The sequence below is a fragment of the Ruegeria sp. N4 genome (assembly GCF_056531425.1).
This window is the reverse complement of the sequence record NZ_JBQFLT010000004.1, coordinates 153,428-177,564: the sequence shown is the minus strand read 5'-3', so window position 1 is coordinate 177,564 and position 24,137 is coordinate 153,428. Positions and strand designations below refer to the sequence as shown.

General features: G+C 61.3%; 28 protein-coding genes. 20 read left to right on the top strand and 8 right to left on the bottom strand.

Annotation, left to right across the window (positions count from 1 at the left end; all coding sequences use genetic code 11):
• Positions 1-96 precede the first annotated feature (96 nt).
• The 7 genes from ACR0LW_RS08770 to ACR0LW_RS08740 all read left to right on the top strand — a co-directional run bounded on the left by ACR0LW_RS08770 (position 97) and on the right by ACR0LW_RS08740 (position 6,645).
• Positions 97-1,800: an acyl-CoA dehydrogenase gene (locus tag ACR0LW_RS08770; RefSeq protein WP_170633353.1), complete on the top strand. Its 1,704-nt coding sequence runs from the start codon at positions 97-99 to the stop codon at positions 1,798-1,800.
• Entirely contained in the window at positions 1,800-2,846 is a 1,047-nt protein-coding gene (locus tag ACR0LW_RS08765) for an MBL fold metallo-hydrolase (RefSeq protein WP_480882292.1), read from the top strand. Before ACR0LW_RS08770 ends, ACR0LW_RS08765 begins: the two co-directional genes overlap by 1 nt.
• Positions 2,847-2,849: 3 nt before the next feature.
• Positions 2,850-3,302 carry a DUF6173 family protein gene (locus tag ACR0LW_RS08760; RefSeq protein WP_480882291.1) on the top strand — a complete coding sequence of 151 codons (453 nt, stop codon included), beginning with the start codon at positions 2,850-2,852 and terminating at the stop codon, positions 3,300-3,302.
• A gap of 57 nt (positions 3,303-3,359) precedes the next feature.
• Positions 3,360-5,198, top strand: a complete 1,839-nt coding sequence (locus ACR0LW_RS08755; RefSeq protein ID WP_480882289.1) for a glycerophosphodiester phosphodiesterase family protein — start codon at positions 3,360-3,362, stop codon at positions 5,196-5,198.
• Positions 5,185-5,745, top strand: coding sequence for a hypothetical protein (locus tag ACR0LW_RS08750; RefSeq protein WP_480585600.1), 561 nt, complete (start codon positions 5,185-5,187; stop codon positions 5,743-5,745). Before ACR0LW_RS08755 ends, ACR0LW_RS08750 begins: the two co-directional genes overlap by 14 nt.
• A 114-nt stretch (positions 5,746-5,859) precedes the next feature.
• On the top strand, positions 5,860-5,994 hold the full coding sequence (locus ACR0LW_RS08745) for an aa3-type cytochrome c oxidase subunit IV (protein WP_170453178.1): 135 nt from the start codon (positions 5,860-5,862) through the stop codon (positions 5,992-5,994).
• An 18-nt stretch (positions 5,995-6,012) separates the two neighbouring features.
• A complete protein-coding gene (locus tag ACR0LW_RS08740; protein WP_170453177.1) occupies positions 6,013-6,645 on the top strand; it encodes a hypothetical protein in 633 nt (210 codons plus the stop codon).
• Here ACR0LW_RS08740 and ACR0LW_RS08735 read toward each other — a convergent pair.
• Positions 6,634-6,966 (bottom strand): AzlD domain-containing protein, encoded by a 333-nt coding sequence (locus ACR0LW_RS08735; protein WP_170522163.1) that lies wholly within the window; start codon positions 6,964-6,966, stop codon positions 6,634-6,636. The two genes, ACR0LW_RS08740 and ACR0LW_RS08735, sit on opposite strands and share 12 nt — an antisense overlap.
• On the bottom strand, positions 6,963-7,673 hold the full coding sequence (locus ACR0LW_RS08730; protein WP_170453175.1) for an AzlC family ABC transporter permease: 711 nt from the start codon (positions 7,671-7,673) through the stop codon (positions 6,963-6,965). The genes ACR0LW_RS08735 and ACR0LW_RS08730 overlap by 4 nt, the downstream gene beginning before the upstream one ends.
• Here ACR0LW_RS08730 and ACR0LW_RS08725 point away from each other — a divergent pair.
• From ACR0LW_RS08725 to ACR0LW_RS08700, 6 genes are read left to right on the top strand one after another with little or no spacing between them, the layout of a single operon-like run.
• Positions 7,672-8,610, top strand: a complete 939-nt coding sequence (locus tag ACR0LW_RS08725) for a formate dehydrogenase accessory sulfurtransferase FdhD (RefSeq protein ID WP_480627027.1) — start codon at positions 7,672-7,674, stop codon at positions 8,608-8,610. The genes ACR0LW_RS08730 and ACR0LW_RS08725 overlap by 2 nt on opposite strands.
• Entirely contained in the window at positions 8,607-9,143 is a 537-nt protein-coding gene (locus ACR0LW_RS08720) for a hypothetical protein (protein ID WP_480882288.1), read from the top strand. Before ACR0LW_RS08725 ends, ACR0LW_RS08720 begins: the two co-directional genes overlap by 4 nt.
• Positions 9,140-9,784, top strand: coding sequence for a molybdenum cofactor guanylyltransferase MobA (mobA, locus tag ACR0LW_RS08715; RefSeq protein ID WP_480882286.1), 645 nt, complete (start codon positions 9,140-9,142; stop codon positions 9,782-9,784). The genes ACR0LW_RS08720 and mobA overlap by 4 nt, the downstream gene beginning before the upstream one ends.
• On the top strand, positions 9,781-10,272 hold the full coding sequence (gene mobB, locus ACR0LW_RS08710; protein ID WP_480882285.1) for a molybdopterin-guanine dinucleotide biosynthesis protein B: 492 nt from the start codon (positions 9,781-9,783) through the stop codon (positions 10,270-10,272). Before mobA ends, mobB begins: the two co-directional genes overlap by 4 nt.
• A complete protein-coding gene (locus tag ACR0LW_RS08705; protein WP_480882284.1) occupies positions 10,269-12,338 on the top strand; it encodes a molybdopterin-binding protein in 2,070 nt (689 codons plus the stop codon). The genes mobB and ACR0LW_RS08705 overlap by 4 nt, the downstream gene beginning before the upstream one ends.
• Entirely contained in the window at positions 12,335-12,928 is a 594-nt protein-coding gene (locus ACR0LW_RS08700) for a GNAT family N-acetyltransferase (protein WP_480585614.1), read from the top strand. The genes ACR0LW_RS08705 and ACR0LW_RS08700 overlap by 4 nt, the downstream gene beginning before the upstream one ends.
• Positions 12,929-12,938: 10 nt before the next feature.
• Here ACR0LW_RS08700 and ACR0LW_RS08695 read toward each other — a convergent pair whose 3' ends face one another.
• From ACR0LW_RS08695 to ACR0LW_RS08685, 3 genes are all read right to left on the bottom strand, one after another.
• Positions 12,939-13,934: a hypothetical protein gene (locus ACR0LW_RS08695; protein ID WP_170633335.1), complete on the bottom strand. Its 996-nt coding sequence runs from the start codon at positions 13,932-13,934 to the stop codon at positions 12,939-12,941.
• A 14-nt stretch (positions 13,935-13,948) separates the two neighbouring features.
• Positions 13,949-14,419, bottom strand: coding sequence for a transcription elongation factor GreA (greA, locus tag ACR0LW_RS08690; RefSeq protein ID WP_170453169.1), 471 nt, complete (start codon positions 14,417-14,419; stop codon positions 13,949-13,951).
• A gap of 235 nt (positions 14,420-14,654) precedes the next feature.
• The gene (locus tag ACR0LW_RS08685; protein WP_170522176.1) at positions 14,655-15,035 is read right to left on the bottom strand and encodes a VOC family protein; all 381 of its coding nucleotides are present in this window, start codon (positions 15,033-15,035) and stop codon (positions 14,655-14,657) included.
• Positions 15,036-15,124: 89 nt separating this feature from the next.
• Between ACR0LW_RS08685 and soxR the strand changes: the two genes are divergently transcribed.
• From soxR to ACR0LW_RS08665, 4 genes are all read left to right on the top strand, one after another.
• Entirely contained in the window at positions 15,125-15,580 is a 456-nt protein-coding gene (gene soxR / locus ACR0LW_RS08680; protein ID WP_170453167.1) for a redox-sensitive transcriptional activator SoxR, read from the top strand.
• A 135-nt stretch (positions 15,581-15,715) separates the two neighbouring features.
• Entirely contained in the window at positions 15,716-17,362 is a 1,647-nt protein-coding gene (locus tag ACR0LW_RS08675; RefSeq protein ID WP_480882281.1) for an electron transfer flavoprotein-ubiquinone oxidoreductase, read from the top strand.
• Positions 17,363-17,463: 101 nt separating this feature from the next.
• On the top strand, positions 17,464-19,179 hold the full coding sequence (locus tag ACR0LW_RS08670; RefSeq protein WP_480882280.1) for a tetratricopeptide repeat protein: 1,716 nt from the start codon (positions 17,464-17,466) through the stop codon (positions 19,177-19,179).
• On the top strand, positions 19,169-19,990 hold the full coding sequence (locus ACR0LW_RS08665; protein ID WP_480882278.1) for a 4-(cytidine 5'-diphospho)-2-C-methyl-D-erythritol kinase: 822 nt from the start codon (positions 19,169-19,171) through the stop codon (positions 19,988-19,990). The genes ACR0LW_RS08670 and ACR0LW_RS08665 overlap by 11 nt, the downstream gene beginning before the upstream one ends.
• On the opposite strand, the gene ACR0LW_RS08660 is transcribed toward ACR0LW_RS08665, so the two are convergent.
• Positions 19,983-20,981 carry a polyprenyl synthetase family protein gene (locus tag ACR0LW_RS08660; RefSeq protein WP_480882277.1) on the bottom strand — a complete coding sequence of 333 codons (999 nt, stop codon included), beginning with the start codon at positions 20,979-20,981 and terminating at the stop codon, positions 19,983-19,985. The two genes, ACR0LW_RS08665 and ACR0LW_RS08660, sit on opposite strands and share 8 nt — an antisense overlap.
• Before the next feature lie 56 nt (positions 20,982-21,037).
• On the opposite strand from ACR0LW_RS08660, the gene ACR0LW_RS08655 reads away from it, so the two are divergent.
• From ACR0LW_RS08655 to ACR0LW_RS08645, 3 genes are all read left to right on the top strand, one after another.
• Entirely contained in the window at positions 21,038-21,253 is a 216-nt protein-coding gene (locus tag ACR0LW_RS08655) for a putative signal transducing protein (RefSeq protein WP_037316655.1), read from the top strand.
• Positions 21,250-22,029, top strand: coding sequence for a tRNA1(Val) (adenine(37)-N6)-methyltransferase (locus ACR0LW_RS08650; protein ID WP_480882275.1), 780 nt, complete (start codon positions 21,250-21,252; stop codon positions 22,027-22,029). The genes ACR0LW_RS08655 and ACR0LW_RS08650 overlap by 4 nt, the downstream gene beginning before the upstream one ends.
• Positions 22,030-22,144: 115 nt before the next feature.
• The gene (locus ACR0LW_RS08645) at positions 22,145-22,309 is read left to right on the top strand and encodes a DUF465 domain-containing protein (protein ID WP_170453161.1); all 165 of its coding nucleotides are present in this window, start codon (positions 22,145-22,147) and stop codon (positions 22,307-22,309) included.
• On the opposite strand, the gene yddG is transcribed toward ACR0LW_RS08645, so the two are convergent.
• Positions 22,306-23,172 carry an aromatic amino acid exporter YddG gene (gene yddG / locus ACR0LW_RS08640; protein ID WP_480882274.1) on the bottom strand — a complete coding sequence of 289 codons (867 nt, stop codon included), beginning with the start codon at positions 23,170-23,172 and terminating at the stop codon, positions 22,306-22,308. The two genes, ACR0LW_RS08645 and yddG, sit on opposite strands and share 4 nt — an antisense overlap.
• Positions 23,169-24,116 carry a transcriptional regulator GcvA gene (locus tag ACR0LW_RS08635; protein ID WP_480585640.1) on the bottom strand — a complete coding sequence of 316 codons (948 nt, stop codon included), beginning with the start codon at positions 24,114-24,116 and terminating at the stop codon, positions 23,169-23,171. The genes yddG and ACR0LW_RS08635 overlap by 4 nt, the downstream gene beginning before the upstream one ends.
• Between the last annotated feature and the right edge of the window lie 21 nt (positions 24,117-24,137).

Below are 24,137 nucleotides of genomic sequence, written 5' to 3'. Positions count from 1 at the left end.
GTAGGTAATGCACCCAAGCCTTGATGCATACCGGTGCCGGGCCGGAATTCCAAGCCCGCCTGCGCAATACCGGTCAGACAGCCCCCGAGGGACAACATGACATACCGCGCACCGATTTCAGACTACGAGTTCCTGTTTCAAAATGTGGTCGAATTCGATCAGATTGCGGCGACCGAAAGGTTTGCCGATGCCAGCCCCGACGTCGTCAGCGCGATCCTGTCCGAGGCGGGCAAGATGTGCGAAGAGGTTCTGGCCCCACTGAACGCCACCGGCGATCTGAAACCGGCACGGTTGGAGGATGGTGTGCTGCACAGCCCGCCCGGCTATGCGGATGGCTGGGCCGCGATTGCCGAGGGCGGCTGGATCGGGATCAGCGGCGACCCCGAGCATGGCGGTATGGGCCTGCCGATGACCGTCACCACCGCCGTGAACGAGATGATGAGCGCGGCCTGCCTGTCACTGCAGGTGGCCCCGCTGATGAGCCAGGGGCAGATCGAAGCCCTGCAGCACCATGCCAGTGACGCGCTCAAGGCGCTGTATCTGCCCAAGCTGATGACCGGTGCATGGTCGGGCACGATGAACCTGACGGAACCGCAGGCAGGCTCGGATGTTGGGTCGCTGACATCGAAGGCCGAACCCAACGGCGATGGAACCTATGCGATCTCGGGGCAGAAGATCTTTATCTCATGGGGTGACAACGACTTTGCCGAAAATATCTGTCATCTGGTGCTGGCACGCTTGCCGGATGGGGTGCCGGGCACAAAGGGGATTTCGCTGTTCCTGGTGCCAAAGTTCATCCCGGATGCCGATGGCAATCCGGGTGCGCGCAATGATCTGAAGGTTGTTTCGATCGAGCATAAGCTGGGTCTGCATGGCTCGCCCACCTGTGTGATGCAGTATGACGGCGCAACCGGTTGGCTGGTAGGGCAGGAACATGGTGGCATGGCAGCCATGTTCACCATGATGAACAACGCGCGGCTGGGCGTGGGTGGGCAGGGCATCGGTGTGGCCGAAGCCGCCTATCAGCACGCGCTGGCCTACGCGCAGGATCGCAAGCAGGGCAAAACTCCTTCAGGGACAATCATTGACCACGCCGACGTGCGCCGAATGGTCGCCGATATGCGCGCCGATACCTTTGCGGCCCGTGCGATCATGCTGGCCAATGCTGCCGCCATCGACATGGCCGAGGCGACCGGCGACGCTGATTGGGTGGCCCGCGCTGCATTGCTGACCCCGATCTCCAAGGCGTTCGGGTCCCGCACCGGGATGCGCGTGTCCGAAACCGGCATTCAGGTGCATGGCGGCATGGGCGTGATCGAGGAAACCGGGGCGGCTCAGTTCTACCGCGATGTCCGCGTCACCGCGATCTACGAAGGCACCAACGGTATTCAGGCGATGGACCTTGTCGCCCGCAAGATGATGGACGGGGGCGAGGCGGCTTCGCGCCTGCTGGACGAGATCGAAGATCACGCCGAACAGGCCCGCGCCACGGTGCCCGATCTTGCAGGGCCCGTGTGGGAGGCGACCGAATCCCTGCGCGAAGCAACCGAATGGATGGTGTCACAGGGCAACATGAATGACCGCTTTGCCGGGGCGCTGGCTTATCTGCACGCCTTCGCGCGGGTTCTGGGCGGGCATTTCCATCTGAAAGCCGCCCTGGCGGACCCAGAGGGCGCGCGTGGCAAGCTGGCGCGCTATTACATCAAAGCGCTGCTGCCCGAATATACCGGCCTGCTGGCGCAAGCGCAGAACGGGTCGGCGGACCTGTTTGCCCTTAGCGCGGATGATCTGTCGGCATGATGGACGACCTGCACTCTCCGGCCATCCGCTACCCCTGGCCCGAGCCGCCCGCACCCGGCGAGGCCACGCGGATTGCCGAAGGTGTGCTGTGGATCCGCCTGCCGCTGCCGATGGCGCTGGACCATGTGAATGTCTATGCGCTGGATGACGGTGACGGCTGGACCATCGTCGACACCGGGATGTCGTCGCGGAAAACCCGCGCGATCTGGCAGGAGCTGATGTCCGGCCCGCTGGGCGGCAAACCCGTCCACCGGGTTGTGGCTACGCATCATCACCCCGATCACATCGGCAACGCGGGCTGGTTTCAGTCCGAACACGGCGCTGAACTGGTGACCAGCCGCACCGCATGGCTGTTCGCGCGCATGCTGACGCTGGACGTGCAGGAAAGCTGGCCGCAGGAAACGCTGGATTTCTACCAAAGCGCCGGAATGGCGGCCGAGGTTCTGGACAAACGCAAAGCCGACCGCCCCTTTAACTTTGCCGACAGCGTCTATCCCATGCCGCTTGGGTTCACCCGTATCCAGCAGGGCGACGTGTTCCGCATGGGCGGGCGGGACTGGGACGTGCATATGGGCAACGGCCACGCGCCGGAACATGTCACGCTCTGGAGCCGCGACGACGATCTGGTTCTCAGCGGCGATCAGATCCTCAGCTCGATCAGTCCCAATCTGGGTGTCTACGCGACCGAGCCCATGGCCGACCCGATCTCGGGCTGGCTGGAGGCGTGTGAACGGCTGGCAACCCTGGCGCGGCCCGAACATCTTGTTCTGGGCGGCCATAAACTGCCGTTCACTGGCCTGCCGCTGCGGATGCGACAGTTGATCGACAACCATCACAGTGCGCTTAAGCGCTTGTTGAAAGACCTGACCGAACCCAAAGCCGCCGCCGAGTGTTTTGCGCCCCTGTTCAAACGGTCGATCGGCGAGGGGGAATATGGCCTGGCTCTGGTCGAAGCGGTTGCACATATGAACCATCTTTACCACATTGGAGCTGTCACCCGGACGCGCCGCGCAGACGGTGCCTGGGTCTACCAACGCAAAGGGTAAAGAATGCAGGACGAGATCGAAACCTCAGCCGAAGCTGCCGAAGCGGCGGCCCTCCCACGCTGCTACGAGGTCCACGCCAACCCCGAGGCCGAATCCGGCTCGAAAACCCTGCCGGAACCCTTGCAACAACCGGTCGAGACCAAAAGCCCGGCCCAATGGGCATACGAACGTCTGATCCTTTACATCCAGAACTTCGAGAAGACTCTGGATGGCGATCAGGAGGTGGCGATGGGCTTCACCGGCGGTGATGCCGGTGTCATGCGGATTGAAGGGATGGGGTATTTCGACCCCGACATCATCACCTTCTACGGCTCGGACGGGTCGGGCGCACGCACTCAGTTGGTGCAGCATGTCAGTCAGTTGAACGTGATGCTGCGCGCCTTGCCGAAATCGGTCGAGGACAAGCCCGCCAACCGCATCGGATTCCGTCTGGCCGCAGATCTGGAAGAAAGCTGACTTGCAATTCACGCTTTCGCAGCCTTGAATGAGTAAACCGTTCAGGAGGCCGCGCAAGTGTCAGATTTCTCAGCCGTTACACATGCCTATGGTGCCGCCTGGCGGCGGCGGCGTGTCTTCGTGCCCGTCTACCTTGCCGTCCGCCTGTTGCTGATTGCGCTGATTGCACCGGGCGTGGCGGCGGCGGTCAATCTGGCGGTGTCCCTATCCAATCAAACGGCCCTGACGGATCAGGACATCGCTGCCTTCATTCTGTCCCCCGCCGGGTTCATCGCGGCACTTGTGGTGCTGAGCCTGTTTCTGATGGCCGAGGTTTTTGTCTTTGCGGTCATGGCGGGTTCGCTTCGCATGGGCGAACCCGATCCGTGGCGCGCAGGCAGCTCTTCGATCCGCCTGGTTCTGTCGCGCCTGCCCGCGCTGTTCAACTTTGCAGCGCGCTTTATCCTGCGTGTGTTGATTCTGGCGCTGCCCTTTCTGGCCATTTCCGGCCTGATCGCGTGGTGGTGTCTGACCGAATATGACATCAACTACTACCTGACCTTCCACCCGCCCGCCTTCTGGGTTGCCGTGCTGCTGATCGGGGCGCTGATGCTTGTGATGGCTTGGGTCCTGATCCGCAGGCTATCGGCCTGGGCGCTTTCGCTGCATCTGGTGTTGTTTGAAAACGTTCACCCGGCGCATGTGTTCAATATCAGCGCATCGCGGATGGAGGGTAATCGGGGCCGTCTGAAACTGTCGCTGGTGCTATGGCTGGCCACGCGCCTTGTCATTGCTGCAGTGATTGCGTGGGTTGCGGGCCTCCTGTTTGCACTGGTGCCATTGCAGGGCAGCGCTCATCTGCGACTGGCCTTGATCTACAGCCTGGTCATTGCAGGGCTTTGGGCCTTGGCCGGGTTGGTGCTGGCGGCCACGGCACTGGGCGCTTTGGCGGTTTTGCTGGACCGGTTCTTTGAACTGCAGACAGCCGACCTGCCGCATCCCGAACCGGGGCGTCTGGGGGTGCCGCTGTTCACCGCCGTTGGTCTGGCCTTGGTCGCCGTGCTGGCAGGCATTTGGTTTGGTCAAAACCTGCTGGAACGGGTGCAGGCCCCGGACCGGGCCGAGGTGATCGGCCACCGCGGGGCGGCGGCGTTGCGGCCTGAAAACACCATGGCCTCGGTCCTGAAAGCCATCGAGGACGGCGCGGACTGGGTTGAGATCGACGTACAGGAAACGGCGGATGATGTGGTGATCGTCGCCCATGACAGTGATTTCATGAAACTGGCCGGGGTCAATCTGAAGGTTTGGGACGCCACGATGGAGGATGTGGCCCAGATCGATATCGGCAGCTGGTTTGGCCCCGAATATGCCGATCAGCGTACCCCAACGCTGCGAGAGGTTTTGGAGGCCACAAAGGGCAGATCCAAGGTCATTATCGAGCTGAAATACTACGGTCACGATATTGATCTGGAGAACCGTGTGGCCGCTTTGGTCGAAGAGTTGGGAATGCAGGACGACATTGCCACCATGTCGCTGAAATACCCGGCTGTGCAGAAGATGAAGGCGATCCGGCCCGACTGGCGGGCGGGCGTTCTGGCCGCGACCGCCGTGGGTGATCTGTCCGGGTTAGAGGGGGATTTTGTTGCCGTGAACGCGGCCACGGTGTCGCCTGGGCTGATCCGATCCGTTCAGGATGCGGGCAAGGACATTTATGTCTGGACGGTGAATGACCCGCTGCAAATGTCTGCCATGGCCTCGATGGGGGTGGACGGGCTGATCACCGACCGCCCGGCCATGGCGCGCGAGGTTTTGCGCGTTCGTGCCGAGATGGGACCGGCAGAGCGGTTGCTGCTGTGGCTGGCCACAAGTTTCGGAATGCAGGTCGATACCGAGGCGATGCGCGATGACAGCCCATAAGCTGGCGCTGTTTCTGATCTGCCTGTCGGGGCCTGCCGTCGCGCAGGACCTGATGCGCAGCGTCGAAATGCCTGCCCACCGGGCCTTGATCGCGCAGCGGGGAACGGATCCTCTGACACCGTTTGAAACGGACGGATGCTCGGGCGGGTTGTCGGCCAGTTGGCGCTGGGTGGCAGACACCTTCCCGCAGATCGGTGAGCTGTATCAAGCGCATCCCCCTTGGGAGGAATGTTGCATCATCCATGACCGCGCCTATCACAACGCAGGCGGGGCCCTGCGCGCCGAAGACAGCTTTGACGCGCGGCTTTCTGCGGATCAAACCTTGCGGGCCTGCGTCAAGGCCCATGGCAACAGCCATGCCGAGGAATACGCAGAGCGCTATGAGATGACCCCTGATCAGATCCGAAACGTCCATGCACTGACCGCAGATGCCATGTACGGTGCCGTCCGCTTTGGCGGCGGCCCGTGCAGCGGTTTGCCCTGGCGCTGGGGATTTGGATATCCGGGATGTTCCGTGTTCGGAGAACGCACCCCTGCAAGCGAGTGACGTCATGCCCTGCGCGCAAATGGCATCGTGCACCTGCGCGCGAATGACGTGGTGACAGCCTGACTCTTTTCGATTATCCAACTGGAAAACACGCGAATTGGGATTCTTAGACACATGGCTGACCACAAGCACGGCGAAATGGACATCACCGTCCAGGAAAAAACCTTCAACGGCTTCATCAAGGCCACCACATGGTGCGTGGTTGTCATCGCCTTCCTTTGCCTGTTCCTCGCGGTTTTCGCGTCCTAAGCTGAACCGAGGGCGACTGTGTTCCGGATTTTGATTGCCTGCCTTCTGGCAGCAACGCTGACAGGCTGTGCGGTGTCCGACCGTCCGCAGGCAGATCAGGCCGAAATTGTCGCCCGGTCTTACCGTGACCCCGGGCCGTCTACCCTGACGCTGTACACGATGATCAACACGCGCACCGGTTCCGGCGCGCACACATCCTTGATGATCGGCGGCAGCGAGCGGGTGATCTTTGATCCCGCCGGGTCGTTTCGCGCGGATGTGGTGCCGATCAAGGACGATGTTCTCTACGGGATCACCCCGGCGGTCGAGCAAGCCTATCGCAGCTCACACGCGCGCGAATCCCATTATGCGCGCATCCAAACGATTCAAGTGAGCCCTCAGCAGGCCGAAATCGCGCTGCAGCTGGCCAAGCAAAGCGGTCCGGTTGCAGGCGCGTTCTGCGCAAACTCAACCGCCCGGATATTGCAGCAGGTGCCGGGGTTCGAGCAGATCGACGTGACGTTCTACCCGGTGAAGCTCTCGGATCAATTCGGACAATTGCCCGGTGTCGTGACGGAAGAATACCGCGAGAATGACGATGCCGATCTGCAAAAAGGTCTGGCCGCGAACAATGCGCGCCTGAACCAGTTGGATGCGACGTCAACCCAATAGGAACAGCAACCCGTAAAGGGTTGCCGCGCCGGTGAAAATCGCGGCAAGGACGTTTTTCGTCAAAACTCCGACCGATAATGCGACTGCGGCGGCTGCCATGCGCGGGATGTCGGGTTGCCCTTCGGTTGCCGTGGGCCAGACGACCAGTGGCGCAATCAGGGCCGGAATGATGGCAACCGCTGTGTAGCGCAGGTGCCGCAACAGCCACGGTGGCATCGGACGGTCGCCAACCAGCCCGATAAAGGCAAAGCGCAGGGCAAAGCTGCCGACGGCCAGCCCGACGATGATGGTCCAGATGGTGACCGGGTCGACCTGAGTCATGATTTCTTCCCCTCCAGCATCAGTTCGGCTTGCGCCCCGGCCACCATCCCCGCCGCTCCGGCGATCAGCAAACCCAGATTGAACGGGACGGCAACCGTCAGCAGCGCGACGACAATCGCAACCAGCGCGGCGACCACATGCGCCAGCGTCCGCATCATCGGGCCCACCATGGCCAGAAAGGTGATCGGCAGCGCAAAATCCAGTGCCCAGCTTTCAGGGATTTGTGCCCCAAGAACCGCACCCAGATAGGTGGTGAGCATCCAAAGCGGCGTGATCGGCGTGACCGACCCGAAGAAATACGCCATGCGCTGAGGCACGGTCATCCGGGGTTCTTTTTCGAACCGCACCACCGAGCAGGCATAGGACTGATCCACGATCAAATAGGCTGCGCAGGCCCTCTGCCACAGGGGCGCCGCCCCTAAATAAGGGGTGAGCGAGGCCGAATACATCGCCACCCGCAGGTTTACCGCCAATGCGGAGGCCAGAATGATGATGGTCGGTGCGTTGTCCTGCAGCAACTGCAGGGCCGCAAACTGTGCGGCGCCTGCAAAAACCGTGATCGAGAAGGCCATTGTCTGAACGATGTCCAGCCCGGCCTCGGTCGCGAAAACGCCGAACAGGGTCCCGAAGGGCATCGCCACGAAGATGAACGGCGTCCCGTCGCGAAAACCCTTCCAGAAGTATGACTTGGATGTGGCGGTTGCCATGGCTAAATCCTATGGTGTCCGCAGAAGAAGTAGCGGTCTTGGGAAAGGGTTGCAATTGGCCACGGAACTGGATGTCACGGACTACATCATCGCCCCAGACCCCGGCGCGGCCCGCCTGACCCGCGCGGTGGAAGGCGTGGACCAGAATGGCGAGGTCAGCCAAATCTCGGTGGTCGAGGAGCGCCCGCTGACGATATTCCTGAATTCGCAGGAAATCGTCACGGCGATGACAATCGGCGACTACCCGGAATATCTGGCACTGGGATTCCTGCGCAATCAGGGCATGTTGCTGGCCGATGACCAGATCACGCGGGTGGACTATGACGACGATCTGGAAACCGTCGTGGTCCGCACGGCGCGTGAGACCTCCTACGAGGACAAGCTGAAGAAAAAGACCCGCACCAGCGGCTGCGCCGTGGGCACCGTGTTTGGCGACATGATGGAGGGGTTGGAGGACGTGCGCCTGCCGCAGGTTCAGGTGCGCACCTCATGGCTCTATGATCTGGCCGCCAAGATCAACCGTACGCCATCCCTGTATCTTGAGGCCGGGGCGATCCATGGCACCGTGCTGTGCCGCGAGAACCGCCCGCTGGTTTATATGGAGGATGTGGGCCGCCACAACGCGGTCGACAAGATCGCAGGCTGGATGCTGTCCGAGGGTAAGGCGGCGGAGGACAAGATCCTTTACACCACCGGGCGGCTGACGTCCGAGATGGTGATCAAAACAGCGATGATGGGCATCCCGGTTCTGGCCTCACGGTCCGGTTTCACCGCCTGGGGCGTCGAGATCGCGCGCGAGGTCGGCCTGACCCTGATCGGCCGGATGCGCGGCCAGCGGTTTGTGTGCCTCTCGGGTGAGGACCGGCTGGTACGCGACGTAGACCCGGCCAGCGTCGCGGTAGAGGACAGGAAACATCGACGGAAAAGTGCGGGATGATTTTGGAAACGCTGTATATTTTCGCTCTTTTTGTTCTTGCAGTCAGCATTCTGCCGCTCTGCTTTCTGGCTATGCGAAGTTATGCGCAAAGCAAAAAAGGCATCATTGAGGGAGTTTCCCGTCTGGACGAGCGCATATTGGATGGATTGGGGTGGGGTCCAAGAGACTACATCGGGACGTTTGATCTGTGGGCCCCTTTCCGGTTGGGGTGGAATGCGTGGGGACAGGCTGTGCAGAAGCAAAACGTGGCCTTGCAACGTGTTTTATTTCGCGGTTTGCCAAAAGGCGTTGGTGTCTCAGATGAAATCGAACAATCGGTTCGTCGTTTTCGGCTCTATTTCTGTTTTTTTGTTGTTCCAACAGCCGCGTTGATCCTGTTGCCGGCCTTTGTTCGCCTGAGCCATAGGTTGTCCGACCTTTCGGGGCTACCTCTGTCCATGTGTTTGATATTGCTTGGAATTGGCTCTGCGCTTTATGTTTTCTTGCCCGCAGAGAAATTTCAAAAATGGCCGGGGGTCGAGGACCAGACATGACCAAACCTCTTGGCATTATCCTCGCAGGTGGTCTGGCCACCCGTATGGGCGGGGGCGATAAGGGGCTGTTGGAAATCGGCGGGCAAAGCCTGTTGTCTCATGTCATCCAGCGGCTGTCTCCGCAGGTCGATCATCTTGCCCTCAACGCCAATGGCGACCCCAAACGGTTCGCAGATCTGAACCTGCCGGTCCTGCCGGATACGATCGAGGGCTTTGCTGGACCATTGGCGGGCGTTCTTGCCGGGCTCGATTGGGCGGCAGAGCAGGGCGCGAACAGTATCGTGACTGCCGCCGCAGACACGCCCTTTTGTCCACGCGATCTGGTGGATCGGTTGACCGACACAGCGCGGGGGCAGACGCATCCGCTGGTGTTGGCGACAACGCCGCGCACGGGTGAGGAAGCGTTGAAATCCGGCGGCGGCAAGCGGGTGAACCGGCACCCGACTTTTGGTCTCTGGCCGGTGGCGCTGCGCGATGATCTGCGTGCGGCGTTGAACGATGGTCTGCGTAAGGTCGTGCTGTGGACCGATCAGCACAACGGGCGCGAGGCATTGTTTCCGGCTGACCCCTTTGACCCGTTTTTCAACGTCAATACGCCGGACGATCTGGCGCTGGCCCGGAAACTGTTGGAGCAGGCATGAGGGTTTACGGCGTCACCGGCTGGAAAAACGCGGGCAAAACCGGGTTGATGGAGCGGCTGGTGGCCGAGATCACCGGGCGCGGGTTCACCGTTTCAACCGTCAAACATGCGCATCATTCCTTTGATGTCGACCAGCCCGGGCGCGACAGTCACCGTCACCGAATGGCGGGCGCCAGCGAGGTACTGCTGGCATCGGGGCAACGTGTGGCCCTGATGCAGGAATTGCGCGGCGCGCCGGAACCTTCGCTGGAGGCTCTGCTGGCGCGTCTGTCGCCGGTCGATCTGGTGCTGATCGAGGGCTATAAGCGCGAACGCCATCCCAAGGTCGAAGCCTTCCGCGCTGAGCCAGGCAATGATCTGATCGCGACCCGAGACGACACGATCCGCGCGGTTGCCAGCGATACGCCCCTGGACCTGGATCGCCCTGTTTTCGATCTGAACGACACAAAGGCGATTGCGGATTTCATCCTGTCCGAGGTCGGTTTGTGAGCCTTTTCGACAGCTTTGCGATGGTGGACTGGTCGGGTGGCAACGACACCGGCCCGCGCCCGCGCAAAGATGCGATCTGGGCTTGCGTCGTGCGCGATGATGCCGTGCAGGCGCTTGACTATTTGCGCAACCGTCAGGTCGCCGAGGATTGGTTGCGCAGGCTGATCGAGACCGAACTGGCCGAAGGTCGCCGCTTGCTGCTGGGCTTTGATTTTCCCTTTGGCTACCCCGCAGGGTTTGCCAAGGAGATCACGGGGACAAGTGACCCCTTGGCTTTGTGGGACTGGTTCGGGGCTCAGATTGAGGATTCTCCGACCGCCAACAACCGCTTCGATCTGGCGGGGCGGGTCAACCGTCGGTTTGGCGGCAAAGGTCCGTTCTGGATGAACGCCCTGCGGCGCGAGGTTGATGGATTGCCGCGCACCAAACAGGACTATCACAACCCATTCCCGGATCGCCGCGGTGTTGAGACGCTGGCCAAAGGCAGCTTCACCTGTTGGCAGATGGCCGGGGCGGGCGCGGTTGGCGGTCAGGTGATGATGGGTCTGCCGGTTCTGAGCCGTTTGCGGCACGCTTATGCGGACAAGATTGCTGTGTGGCCGTTTCAGCCGCTGGACAGGCCCGTGGCTTTTGTCGAGATCTGGCCCTCGCTCAAGCTGGGGAAGGCTCCGGCGGATCGGATCAAGGATGCATGGCAGGTTGAACAGGTCGCATTGACACTGTCGCGCTTGACGGATCAGGAATTGGCAGAACAGTTGACTGTCACAGCCCCAGAGGAGGGGTGGATTTTGGGTGTACCGCAAAGCAAACCGACCATAGCGCCACCGCCGTTGCGAAACGATTGTTTCGCCTTGCCTGCAGGGGTGAACTGGACCCCGGTGGATGAGGCATTGGCGCTGCTGCGGGATCGGTTGCGACCGGTAACGGGGGCCGAGACGGTGCCCTTGGCGCAGTCGATGGGTCGGGTTCTGGCCGAAGACGTGGAGGCGCAACGCTCGAACCCACCGCAACCCAATACGGCGGTGGACGGCTATGGCTTTGCAGGTCCCGCTGCAGACGGCGCGCAGGTGATGCCCCTGACCGAGGGCCGCGCGGCTGCGGGCATTCCCTTTGACGGGTCTGTGCCTGCGGGTCATGCGCTGCGCATTCTGACCGGGGCCGCTTTGCCCGAAAGTGTTGATACCGTTGTTCTGGAAGAGGACGTGACCGTTCAGGACGGCCATATCGCCTTTCACGGGCCTATGAAAAAGGGCGCAAACACCCGCCGCGCTGGCGAGGACGTTGCGCAGGGTGACACCGCCTTGCCCGCCGGGCGCAGGGTGACACCGGCGGATATGGCTCTGCTGTCCGCCGTCGGTATCGCCGAGGTTCCCGTTCGCAAACCCCTGCGCGTCGCAGTTCTGTCCACCGGTGATGAACTGGTCGAGCCGGGCGATGCTGTGGGTGCGGGTCAGATTTTCGATGCGAACCGCCCGATGTTGTTGTCCTTGTTGGAGCGGATGGGGTTTGAGCCCATCGATATGGGTCGCGTGGCAGACGACCGCGATGTGTTGCGCGCGCGGCTGGATGAGGCGGCAGAACATGCGGATGCCATTCTGACCAGCGGCGGCGCATCGGCGGGGGATGAGGATCACGTCTCGGCCCTGTTGCGCGAAGCGGGCGCGATGCAGGAATGGCGGATTGCGCTGAAACCCGGACGCCCCCTGGCGCTGGGCATGTGGTCGGACACGCCGGTCTTTGGCTTGCCCGGCAACCCCGTGGCCGCGATGGTCTGCACGTTGATCTTCGCCCGCCCGGCTTTGTGCCTGATGTCGGGCGAGGGCTGGATCGATCCGCAAGGCTTCGACGTGCCCGCCGCGTTTGAGAAGCGTAAGAAACCCGGTCGTCGCGAATACCTGCGCGCGCGCCTGCGCGAGGGCAAGGTCGAGGTCTTTCACTCGGAAGGGTCGGGCCGGATCAGCGGGCTCAGCTGGGCCGAGGGGCTGGTCGAAATCGAAGACGGCGCACGGCACATCCAGCCGGGCGATCCGGTGCGGTTCATTCCCTACGGCAGTTTCGGGCTATGACCGTAACCGTCTCGCAAGGATTTACCGAGGCGGAACGATCCAAGGCCGCAGCCCTGTTCTGGCAGGCATTTGCAGCCAAACTGCACAAGGTCATGGGCCCCGATGACAAGGGGCTGGCCTTTTTCGAACGCGCGCTGGCCCCGGACTTTGCATTGGTCGCGCGGGATTCGTCTGGCCGGTTGCTGGGCCTTGCGGGGTTCAAGACGACCGAGGGCGGGTTGGCGGGCGGAAGTCTGTCGGACCTCGCGCGCGTTTATGGCTGGTTTGGCGCGCTGTGGCGCGGCATGGTGCTGAGCGTGCTGGAGCGGGACCTGAAACCCGGCGTGTTTCAGATGGACGGCATCTTTGTTGCCGCCGAGGCGCGCGGGCAGGGCGTCGGGACGATGCTGTTATCCGCGATCAAGGACGAGGCGCGCAACAGGGGCATGGCCGAGGTGCAGTTGGACGTGATTGACACCAACCCGCGCGCACAGGCCTTGTATGAACGCGAAGGTTTCAAGCCGGTGAGCTATGAAAAAACCGGTCCGTTCCGCCATCTGTTCGGGTTCAGCAGTGCCACCAAGATGAGCTGGGCGGTCACGCCTGCCTAGGGTCCTGACCCTAGTCGAAGGTCCCCGCAACGCGGCCCACCAGCATGAAGGCCCGTGCCGTTCTGGTGTCGCCAAGCGCGGTCAGTTCCGCGTCGCTGGCATCAGGTTCAAACTCGACAATCATATTGTCGAAGCGCCGCAGGAAGTGATGGGCTGCATCCCGGAAGATCGGGTCCTGTTTCATTCGCGCGGCGGTCAGTGCCAGCGAAGACCGGTCCCGGATCCCGCCCAGGGCCGCAACGGACCGCCCGCGCGCGCCTTGGGCAAATTGCCGCCAGATTTCGGGCCGCGCCATGTCGGGGCGCAGGTCGTCCATATAGATGCCCTCCTGGCTGAGCAGGGTCAGCACATCCTGCGAGGCCTGCACCAGTTGCGCGGTCTTGCGGTCTTTCAACGCCATTCGCAGGGCATTGAAGCCTTCGGTGTCTTTCTCGGTCTCGGGGAAATTCAGGGCGCGGATAAAGGTGTCGGTTGTCAGGGGCGGCGCGATGTCTTCGGCGGTGGTGCCAAGCGCCAAAGATGTCTGATCGCCCGGAGCCAGCGTGGGCTGGCCGCCCGACGCAGGCTCTCGCCGTTTGGTCGAAAAGGTGGCCAGAGCATCCTCGGCCTTCTTCGTGGCAGCGGCGATTTCGTCCAGTTTCTTGGCAACCGCAGGCTCAACGGAACTGGCCGCCCGCTGCTGTTGCAGGACATAGGCTTGTCGGATCGCGTCAATCGCCGTCTGCAACCGCGCGCTTTCCTCGCGCATCACACGGCTGGCCCGCATCGCTGTGGCCGCAACCCAGATCATCGCCACCGGCATGAACACCGCCAGGAAGGTTACGATGAACCCGCTGCCTTGCGTCTGGTCGGGCAGCACCAGAAACACAACCGACACCACCAGCCAGATGACGCTGAGCACACCTGCGGCGATTTCGATCGAGGTCACGCCAGTCCGCTCGGGGCGATCATAGATGCCCAGAGAGGTCGGCCGTTCGGTTTCCTGGTCAGGTTGGGTCCCCGACATATCAGACGCTCCGGTCAGGCGTATTCGATGCTCAGAACTTCGTAAGACCGCACACCACCGGGGGTGCGAACCTCGACACTGTCGCCTTCGTCCTTGCCGATCAGGGCGCGGGCCATGGGCGATTTGATATTCAGCAGGCCGTTTTCGATATTGGCCTCATACTCTCCGACGATCTGCCAGGTCTTTTCTTCGTCGGTATCTTCATCGACCAGCGTGACTTTGGCGCCGAACTTGATCGCACCGGACAATTTGGCAGGGTCGATCACGTCGGCCAGCGACAGGATGCCTTCCAGTTCCTTGATGCGGCCTTCGATAAAGCCCTGCTTTTCGCGGGCCGAGTGGTATTCGGCGTTTTCCTTCAAATCACCCAGTTCCCGCGCCGAAGCGATGGCTTCGATGATCGCCGGACGCTCGACGGATTTGAGGTTTTTCAGCTCTGCTGCCAGCGCGGCATTGCCCGCAGGCGTCATTGGAATCTTTTCCATAGTCTTGTGGTCCACGCATAAATTGAGCCGCCCCGCCGCAGGGAAAGCGTCGGGGCGAATGATGGGTCGTTCAGTACCTGACCCAAATGGGGCGTGAATTGCAAGAGGCCAAGGGGCAGTCAGCGTTCGATTCGCGACTTAGCGCCGTTCAGGCGGAACCGGTTCGCGCCTGTGACGGTGATCCGGGGGCTTGTTGCGCCGCCAGCGGCGCGAAGGGGTGCAAAGCCACAGCATATCAATCATATTGCACCACTTCGAACTCGATGCCGTTGTCATCGTCGAAATAGAACCGTCTGCCCGGTTCGTAATCGGCGTGGTTATGCGGTGTGAACCCGGCCTCGCGCACCTTGGCTTCGGTCGCGTCGATGTCTTCGACCAGAACGCCCACGTGATTGAGCCCGCCGACGATGTCATAGCTACTTTCGCCTGCGGGTTTCGGGTTTCCGGGGGCATAAAGCGCAAGATAGGTATGCTGGCTGCCGACATGCACCGTATAGCCGCCCGCAATGGCGGGGCCTTCCCAGCGGGTCTTCCAGCCAAAGACCTTTTGCATCCAAGCCGCCGAGGCCTGCGGGTCGCGGACGGTGAAATTGGTGTGTTCAAGCGTCGCCATCATGGGATCTCCTTTGCGAATTTATTGCTTGTCACGACTCAGCGTAATTTCTAAACCTAACTTTAGGTCAAGATATTTTTTGCGAGGGTTCTATGGCGGTTTCCGAAGGGCTGGCAATTGGCGCATTGGCCCGGCGCACGGGGCTGGCGGTGTCGGCCATCCGGTATTACGAGGCGCAGGGCCTGATCGCGCCCTGGCGCAATGCAGGCGGGCAGCGGCGCTATCAGCGGGCCGATATAAGACGGCTGAGCTTTGTGATGATCGCGCAGCAGTTCGGCCTGACCCTGCCGGAAATTCGCGAGGTTCTGTCCGGCCTGCCGGGCAACCGCACGCCCACGCCGCAGGACTGGAAGGATATCAGCATCACCCTGCGCGCCCGGCTGGATCAGCGAATCGATACTCTGATGCGGTTGCGCGACAATCTGGACGGGTGCATCGGCTGTGGCTGCCTGAGCCTGCCGAAATGCGCGCTTTACAATCCTGATGACCGGGCCAAGTCCCATGGTAGCGGTCCCAGATACCTGATGGGGGATGCTCCGGATACATAACTGCCGCATTGCAGCAATGTTACGCCGTGTTTTGATTGACCAAGGTCTTTCGGACCGGGTAATCACCCGTGAAACAAAATTGCGCAGACCACGCAGTGAAAGCGCCAATTCGGAAAGTTAGCTAAGGAGCCCGCGATGGCCGAGATTGAACGCGAAGCGATGGAATACGACGTAGTGATCGTGGGCGCTGGCCCTGCGGGTCTGTCTGCGGCCATCCGTCTGAAACAGCTTGATGCCGACCTGAACGTTGTTGTTCTGGAAAAAGGCTCGGAAGTGGGTGCGCATATCCTGTCGGGCGCGGTGCTTGACCCTTGCGGGCTGGACGCGCTGATCCCGGACTGGAAGGAAAAAGGCGCGCCACTGAACGTGCCGGTGCATGAAGACAATTTCTACATGCTGGGCGAAGCCGGTCAGATCCGCATCCCCAACTTCCCGATGCCGCCGCTGATGAACAACCACGGCAACTACATCGTGTCGATGGGCAATGTCTGCCGCTGGATGGCCGAGCAGGCCGAGGAACTGGGCGTGGAAATCTTCCCCGGCATGGCCTGTTCCGAGCTGGTCTATGGCGACAATGGCGAAGTCAAAGGCGTGGTCGCCGGTGTCTTTGGTCTGGAAGCCGACGGCTCTTATGGCCCGAACACCGAGCCGGGCATGGAACTGCACGGTAAATATGTATTCCTGTCGGAAGGTGTGCGCGGTTCGCTGTCCAAGGAAGTCATCGCCAAATACGACCTGCAGGCCGGTAAGGAAGTGCAGAAATACGGCGTCGGCATGAAAGAGATCTGGGAGATCGATCCGGCCAAGCACAAAGAAGGCAGCGTCACCCATACCATGGGCTGGCCTTTGGGCAGCAACGCAGGTGGCGGTTCCTTCATCTATCATCTTGAAAACAATCAGGTCTATGTCGGTTTCGTGGTTCACCTGAACTACAAGAACCCGCACCTGTACCCCTACATGGAATTCCAGCGTTTCAAGCATCACCCGATGGTGGCCGAGCTGCTGAAGGGCGGCAAGCGCGTCGCCTACGGTGCCCGTGCGATCACCGAGGGCGGCTATCAGTCGATGCCCAAACTGGTCGCGCCGGGCGTGGCGCTGCTGGGCTGTTCGGCGGGTATGGTCAACGTGCCGCGCATCAAGGGCAACCACAACGCTATGCTGTCCGGCAAAGCCGCAGCCGAGGCTGCGTTTGACGCCATCAAAGATGACCGTTCGGGGGATGAGCTGACCGCATATGAGACCGACGTGCGCGATGGTGCTATTGGCAGCGACCTGAAGAAGGTGCGCAACGTCAAGCCGATGTGGTCGAAATGGGGCCTGACCGCCTCGCTGATGCTGGGCGGTCTGGATATGTGGACCAACACGCTGGGCTTTTCGCTGTTCGGCACGCTGGGCCACGGCAAGAACGACGCGGATTCCACCGAGGATGCCAGCAAGCACAAGCCCATCGACTATCCCAAACCCGATGGCACGCTGTCCTTTGACCGCCTGACCAACGTGTCCTTCGCGGCCACCAACCACGAGGAAGCCCAGCCTTGCCACCTGCGCCTGGCCGACCCCGAGATCCCGGTGAAGGTCAACCTGCCCAAGTTCGACGAACCGGCGCAGCGCTACTGCCCCGCGGGCGTGTATGAGATGGTCGAGGATGAAAACGGTCCGCGATTCGTCATCAACTTCCAGAACTGCGTCCATTGCAAAACCTGCGACATCAAGGATCCAAGCCAGAACATCACCTGGACCACGCCGCAGGGTGGGGATGGCCCGAACTATCCCAACATGTAAGCAAAAACACGGGCACTGGCAGGGTCGTGAAGGCTCTGCCATTGCCTCTTGCTGGCCAAGGCCCTAGCTTATCGCCCAGTCAATGACAGCAAGGCAGGCTTTTGGTGATTTCCATTGTTCGTCGCACGGTATTGGCCGTGTTGCTCTCTTCTTCCGTTGCGGTTCCGGTGTCTGCGGATACAGGCGCAGGCTCTTATCTGGCCGGGCGTCAGGCGATCTATGAAAGCGATTATGCGGCGGCCGAGAAATACTATGCTCAGGCACTGAAATTCGACCCCCAGAACGCGCTGCTTCTGGAAAGCGTTGTCGTCGCACGGCTTGCGCTGGGTGAGATCGAGCGCGCCCTGCCCGTTGCGCAGTCCATTGAAGAGGCGAACCTGCCCAGTCAGGCTGCGCGGATGGTGGTCGCCGCCAACCTGATCGCCGATGATAATCTGGCCGAACTGTTGGCCCGCGATCCTGAAACTCAGGGTGTTGGGCCATTGGTCGATGGTTTGATGATGTCCTGGGCCTATCTGGGTCAGGGTGAGATGACCAAAGCGATGGAGCAGTTCGATACAGTCTCGACCCAGAACGGATTGCGTGAGTTTGCGTTTTACCACAAAGCCATGGCGCTGGCCTCGATTGGGGATTTCGAAGGGGCCGAGGCGATTTTTGCGGAAAATGACGGCGCTATTGCGCAGTTTTCCCGTCGCGCTGCGATGGCGCGGGTCGAGGTCTTGTCACAACTGGACCGCAACGCCGACGCATTGGCGTTTCTGGATGACGTCTTTGCGGCGGGCAGCGATCCGTCCATCGAGGACTACATCAGCCGTCTCACAGCCGGTGAAACCTTGCCTTTCACCCATGTGCGATCGGCACGTGATGGGATGGCTGAGGTGTTTTTCTCGGTCGGCGCGGCACTGAACGCCGAGGCCTCGCCCGATTACGTTTTGCTTTACGCGCGCATGGCCAGCTTCCTGCGCCCCGATCACGTCGATGCCATTTTGCTGAGCGCCGAGTTGCTGGACGAGCTGAACCAATACGATCTGGCGGTGGATGCTTATCGTCAGGTGCCCGCAGACAGCAATGACCATCATGCCGCTGAACTGGGCCGGGCCGAGGTTCTGGGGCGATCCGGCAAAACGGATGCCGCCATCGAAGTGCTGCAGAATCTGGCCGCGCAAAAGCCCGACCTGCCGGGCGTTCATGTCGCGCTGGCGGATATTCAGCGCCGGGAAGAGAATTACGCGGCGGCGGTAGACTCCTACGACACGGCCATTGACCTGACCGAGACGGAATCCAGCGGCAACTGGTTTTTGCATTACGCTCGTGGGATCTCGCACGAGCGTCTCAAGCAATGGGATCAGGCCGAGGCCGATTTCCGGCGTGCGTTGGAATTGAACCCCGATCAGCCGCAGGTATTGAACTATCTCGGCTACTCGCTGGTCGAACGGCGCGAAAAGCTGGACGAGGCGCTGGATATGATCGAGCGCGCCGTGGCTGCGCGCCCGGACAGCGGCTATATCGTCGACAGTCTGGGTTGGGTCCTGTTCCGCCTTGGTCGCTATGACGAAGCGGTCGAGCATATGGAACGTGCCGTTGAACTGATGCCGGTCGATCCGGTGGTCAATGACCATCTGGGCGATGTCTATTGGGCTGTCGGTCGTGCGCGCGAGGCCGAGTTTCAATGGAAACGGGCACTGTCTTTCATCGACCCCGAAGATACCGACAGCGAGGCCGATCCCGAACGCATCCGCCGCAAGCTTGAGGTTGGGCTGGACGTGGTTCTGGCCGAGGAAGGCGCTGATCCATTGAAGGTCGCCAATGGCAACTGAGGCCTTCGCGCCCGCCAAAATCAATCTGACCCTGCATGCCACCGGCCAGCGCGCGGATGGCTATCATCTGCTCGATTCCCTTGTGGCTTTCGCGGATGTGGGGGATCAGTTGGAATTTGCGCCGGGGCCTGACCTGTCGATCTCGGTTGCCGGAGAGCACGCAGCAGGCGTTCCCACCGACAATCGCAACCTGATCTGGAAAGCGGCCGAGGCTGTGGGGTGGACGGGCCATGTTTCGTTGAACAAGGTCCTGCCGCATGGCGGCGGGATTGGCGGTGGCTCATCTGACGCTGCGGCCATGCTGCGCCATGCGGCGGGTCAGGGCATCGATATCCCCGCAGAGCTGCCAGTTGCGCTTGGTGCAGATATTCCGGTTTGCATGGTCGCCCAAGCGTCCCGGATGCGTGGTATTGGCGAGCAGGTTGCGCCGATGGTCCTGCCTGTGTTGCCTGCATTGCTGGTGAATCCCGGCGTTGAAGTCCCTACGGGGTCTGTTTTCAAGGCCATGGAAACCCGCAACAATCCGGGGATGCCGGATGATATTCCCGCGTTTGACGACGTTGGGGCGTGCGCCGATTGGCTGTCCGCCCAGCGAAATGATTTGCAAGGTCCCGCTGTGGCCATTGCCCCACAAATCGGGCGGGTGCTAGAGGAATTGGCGGCCACGCGCGATGTGTTGCTGACGCGAATGTCCGGCTCAGGCTCGACCTGCTTTGCGCTTTTTCCGTCGATGAAGGCGGCCCATTTCGCGGCCTATGAGATCGGTGCGGCCCATCCCGATTGGTGGTGCCGCGCGACCCGGCTTAGTTAAGCCGCGACACCACGTAATCCGCCAGATCGCGCAGCAGGGTGCGAACCTCGTGATCCGGCAGCGCGTCCAGCGATGCCTTGGCCTTGTTGGCCCATCCCAACGCGTCCTGGCGGGTGGCTTCAAGCGTCTGGTACTTGTCCATCAGGCCAAGCGCGTGGTCCAGATCACCCTCTTGCTGGCGGCCCTTTTCAATGGTGCGCTCCCAGAAAGCGCGCTCATCCGCCGTGGCTTGCGCGACTGCCTTGATTACCGGCAGGGTCAGCTTCCGCTCGCGGAAATCGTCGCCGATATTCTTGCCGGTTGTTTTGCTGTCGCCCTGATAATCCAGCAGATCGTCGGCAATCTGGAAGGCGATGCCCAGCGCATCGCCATAGTCGAACAAGGCCTGCACCTGCGGGTCCGAGGCCCCGGCGATGACGCCACCTACCTCGGTCGCGGCTGAAAACAGCGCCGCTGTCTTGCCGCGCACGACCTGCAGGTAAACACCCTCATCGGTGCCCAGATCGGTGGCGGCGGTCATTTGCAGTACTTCACCTTCGGCAATCGTGGCCGAAGCGTTGGCCAGAATGTCCAGAACGCGCAGCGATCCGGTTTCGACCATCAACTGAAAGCTGCGGGAGAACAGATAATCGCCCACCAACACGCTGGATTTATTGTCCCAGAGCAGGTTCGCCGTGGGCCGTCCACGCCGCTGGGCGCTTTCGTCGACCACATCGTCATGCAACAGGGTTGCGGTATGGATAAACTCAACCGTCGCGGCCAAACGCACATGATGCTCGCCCGTGTACCCAAACAACCGCGCTGCCGCCAATGTCAGCATCGGGCGCAGACGTTTGCCGCCCGCTTCGACCAGATGCGCGGTGACCTCGGGGATGCGGGGCGCGTGCTCTGATGCCATCCGCGTCTGGATCAGCGTATTCACCGCCTCCATCTCAGCGCTCAGAATTTCGGCGAGCCGCTCATGCGGTTTCGAGATTGTGCTGATGTCCATCACACTCCTGATACAAGGCTCGACTTCTGTCCTGCCTTGCCCTTACATCCATCCCCATGAAAGAACTATTGCGCAGCACCGATCCGACAATCCTGGCCTTTGCATCCGCTCTTCTTGAAGGCGAGGATATAGACTGCTTTCAGATGGACGTAAATATGAGCATCCTCGAAGGCGGCATTGGAATCTTCCCCCGCCGCCTGATGGTGCGGGCCGATGACCTGACCCGCGCCGAACGGGTGATGCGCGACAATGAGATCCCGCTGGGGCGATGACAGGTTTCGCCGACCATGAACTAAGCCGGAACGATTTTCTGGGCGGTCGGGTGCGCCTTTGGCAGCCGACAAAAGGCTATCGCGCCGGTGTAGACCCTGTTTTGCTGGCCGCTTCGGTGCCTGCAACCAGTGGCCAATCGGTGTTGGAGCTTGGATGCGGGGCAGGGGCTGCGATCCTGTGTCTGGCCGCGCGGGTGCCTGGTTTGCAGATGTGCGGGGTCGAACTGCAACCGGCCTATGCGGATTTGGCCCGCCGTAATGCCGCCGATAACAATATCGTGCTGGATGTGGTGACATCCGATCTGTCCGCACTTCCGGTGGATTTGAAACAACGCCATTTCGACCATGTGATCGCGAATCCACCCTATTACCGCGCCGGTGCCCATAGCCCGGCCACAGATACCGGGCGCAGCGTGGCCTTGGGCGAGGAAACGCCCCTGGCTGATTGGATCGACGTGGCAGCCAGACGGCTGGCTCCGCGTGGCTATCTGCACATGGTCCAAAAGGCCGACCGCCTGCCGGACATGCTGATGGCCTGTCAGGATCAGCTTGGGTCGGTCGAGGTGCTGCCGCTTGCGGCACGCGCGGGCCGCGAGGCTGAGTTGGTGATTTTGCGCGCCCGCAAAGGCGGCCGGGCCGCGTTTCGCCTGCATGCGCCGTTGATCTTGCATATGGGCGCGCGGCACGAAAAGGACGGGGAAAGCTACACCCCGGATGTTTCCGCGGCCCTTCGGGACGGGGCTGCGTTGGGTCCGTTTCACAGCCTTAGGCAATGACCAGCCGAATTTGTCGGATTTATTACAGAATCTGTGCGTCTGCAGCGTGACAGGGTGGAAACGATGTGCTCAACTTCTTACGTGACATATACACTCGCAACCAAGGAGGATCGCCATGAGCGTGAGCGCACATCTGACGGAACTGAAGAAGAAGCACGAATCTCTCGGTCTCGAAGTGGAACAAGCCCAACGCTCGCCAGGCATCGATGATCTCCATATCGCCCAGCTCAAGAAGCAAAAACTAAAGCTCAAGGAAGAGATCGAGCGCCTGTCAACTTAACCTTTCAGGCTGGCGCGTGCCGCAATCAACGCACCGCCGGTGATCAGTAAAGCCGCGATCGCCAATGTCCATGTCGGCATGGCGATCCCGGCAAGTACCAAAACCACGGTGGACAACAAGGGCGCCGCGTATGAGCTGGTTCCCAGCATTTGTATGTCACCCTGTTTGACCCCGATATCCCACACGTAAAACGCCAGCCCCACCGGCCCCAGACCAAGGGCCAGGGTTGATGCCCAGCCAAGCGTCGTACCCGGCCAGACGGTTGTTTCCAGCGCAAAGTGCAGCGCCCATGACGCGATCGCCGTCAGCACGCAGAAGACCGCAACCGAGCTTGTCGGCGTTTCACCCAGTCTGCGGGACAGAACCGAATAACCCGACCAAGTCAGCGCGCAGAGGAAGGCCAGCGCGTATCCGGGCAGGTGGTCGACCTGAAAACCCGCGCTGCCGCCACCGGTGATGATCAGCGCGGCCCCGGCAAAGCCCAGACAGGCCCCGATCAGATGGCCGGCGCGCAAATGCTCGCCGGGAAGCAGCCCCGAGAACAGAACGATCAGCAAGGGCCAGAGATAGGCGATCAGCCCCGCCTCGGCCGCAGGGGCCATGCGCAGGGCCGAGAAATACAGCGCGTGATAGCCGAACAGGCCCACTGTGCCGAAAGCGTAGATCTTCCAACTGATGCTGCGCAATTTGGAAAAGCCGCCTGACCGCCATGTCCATATCAACCCCAGGGACCCGCCGATGCTGAAGCATATGGCGTTCAGCAACAAAGGCGGCGTTGGGGCCGAGCCAACCGTGAACAGCGCCAGAAGGGCCCAAAGCAGGACGGCGATAAATCCGATGGCAGTGGCGCGATTTCTGGTCATTTCGGGGATATGTCTTCTACAGGAATGATCGTGAATTCATCCGAGATATGGGCGGTCTTTTCAATCTCGGCCGCGAACCAATCGCGGAATGCAGCGATCTGTGGCCGGTTTTCCGCACCGGGCAGGCACAGAAACCGGAACCGCCCCTTGGTTTCAATGGCGGTTTTGAACGGCGCAACCAACCGACCTTCGGTCATGTCCTTGATGATCATCGCGCGCCGACCCAAGGCAACACCGACCCCCGCCACCGCCGCATCAATCGCGTGATCCGCGTTTGAGAAATGCGCGCCATGGGTCGGCGTGAAATCAACACCAACCGCCCGAAACCAGGTGGGCCAGTCGGCGGGCGGCTTGAGAAACGCGATTGAATCGTCATGGATCAGCGGCGCATCGCGCAGGCTTTCAGGCGTCGTGAATTGCTCGGCCAGCTCCGGCGTCATGACCGGGGTCAGCCATTCCTTGCGCACGGGCAGGCAATACAAGCCGTCATCCTGGCCATAGCCAAAGCGGATTGCGACATCCACATCGTCCCGCTCAAGATCCATATTGCGCAAGGTGGCCGAGAATCTCAGGTCGATCTCCGGATGGGCGCGGGCAAAGTCATAAAGGCGTGGGGCCAGCCATTTCGCCGTCAGGGCAGGCCCAGCCGTGACCGTAAGCGTGGTGTTGTCCTGCAATCTGCGCGTCGCGGCCCATGCGGATTTGAGCGCGGCAAAGCCTTCGGCCGCGCCGGGGGCCAGCGCTTTGCCAGCTTCGGTCAGTTCCACCGCGCGGTTCAGACGTTTGAACAGGGGGTGGCCCAGATGCTCCTCCAGCGATTTGATCTGGAAGGACAGCGCAGCGGGGGTCACGTTCAGTTCATCCGCTGCCTTGGCAAAAGACATATGGCGCGCGGCGGCGTCAAAGGCCCGTAAGGCGGTAAGAGGGGGAAGTCTGTCGCTCATGTCGCTTAAGAATTTCTTGTC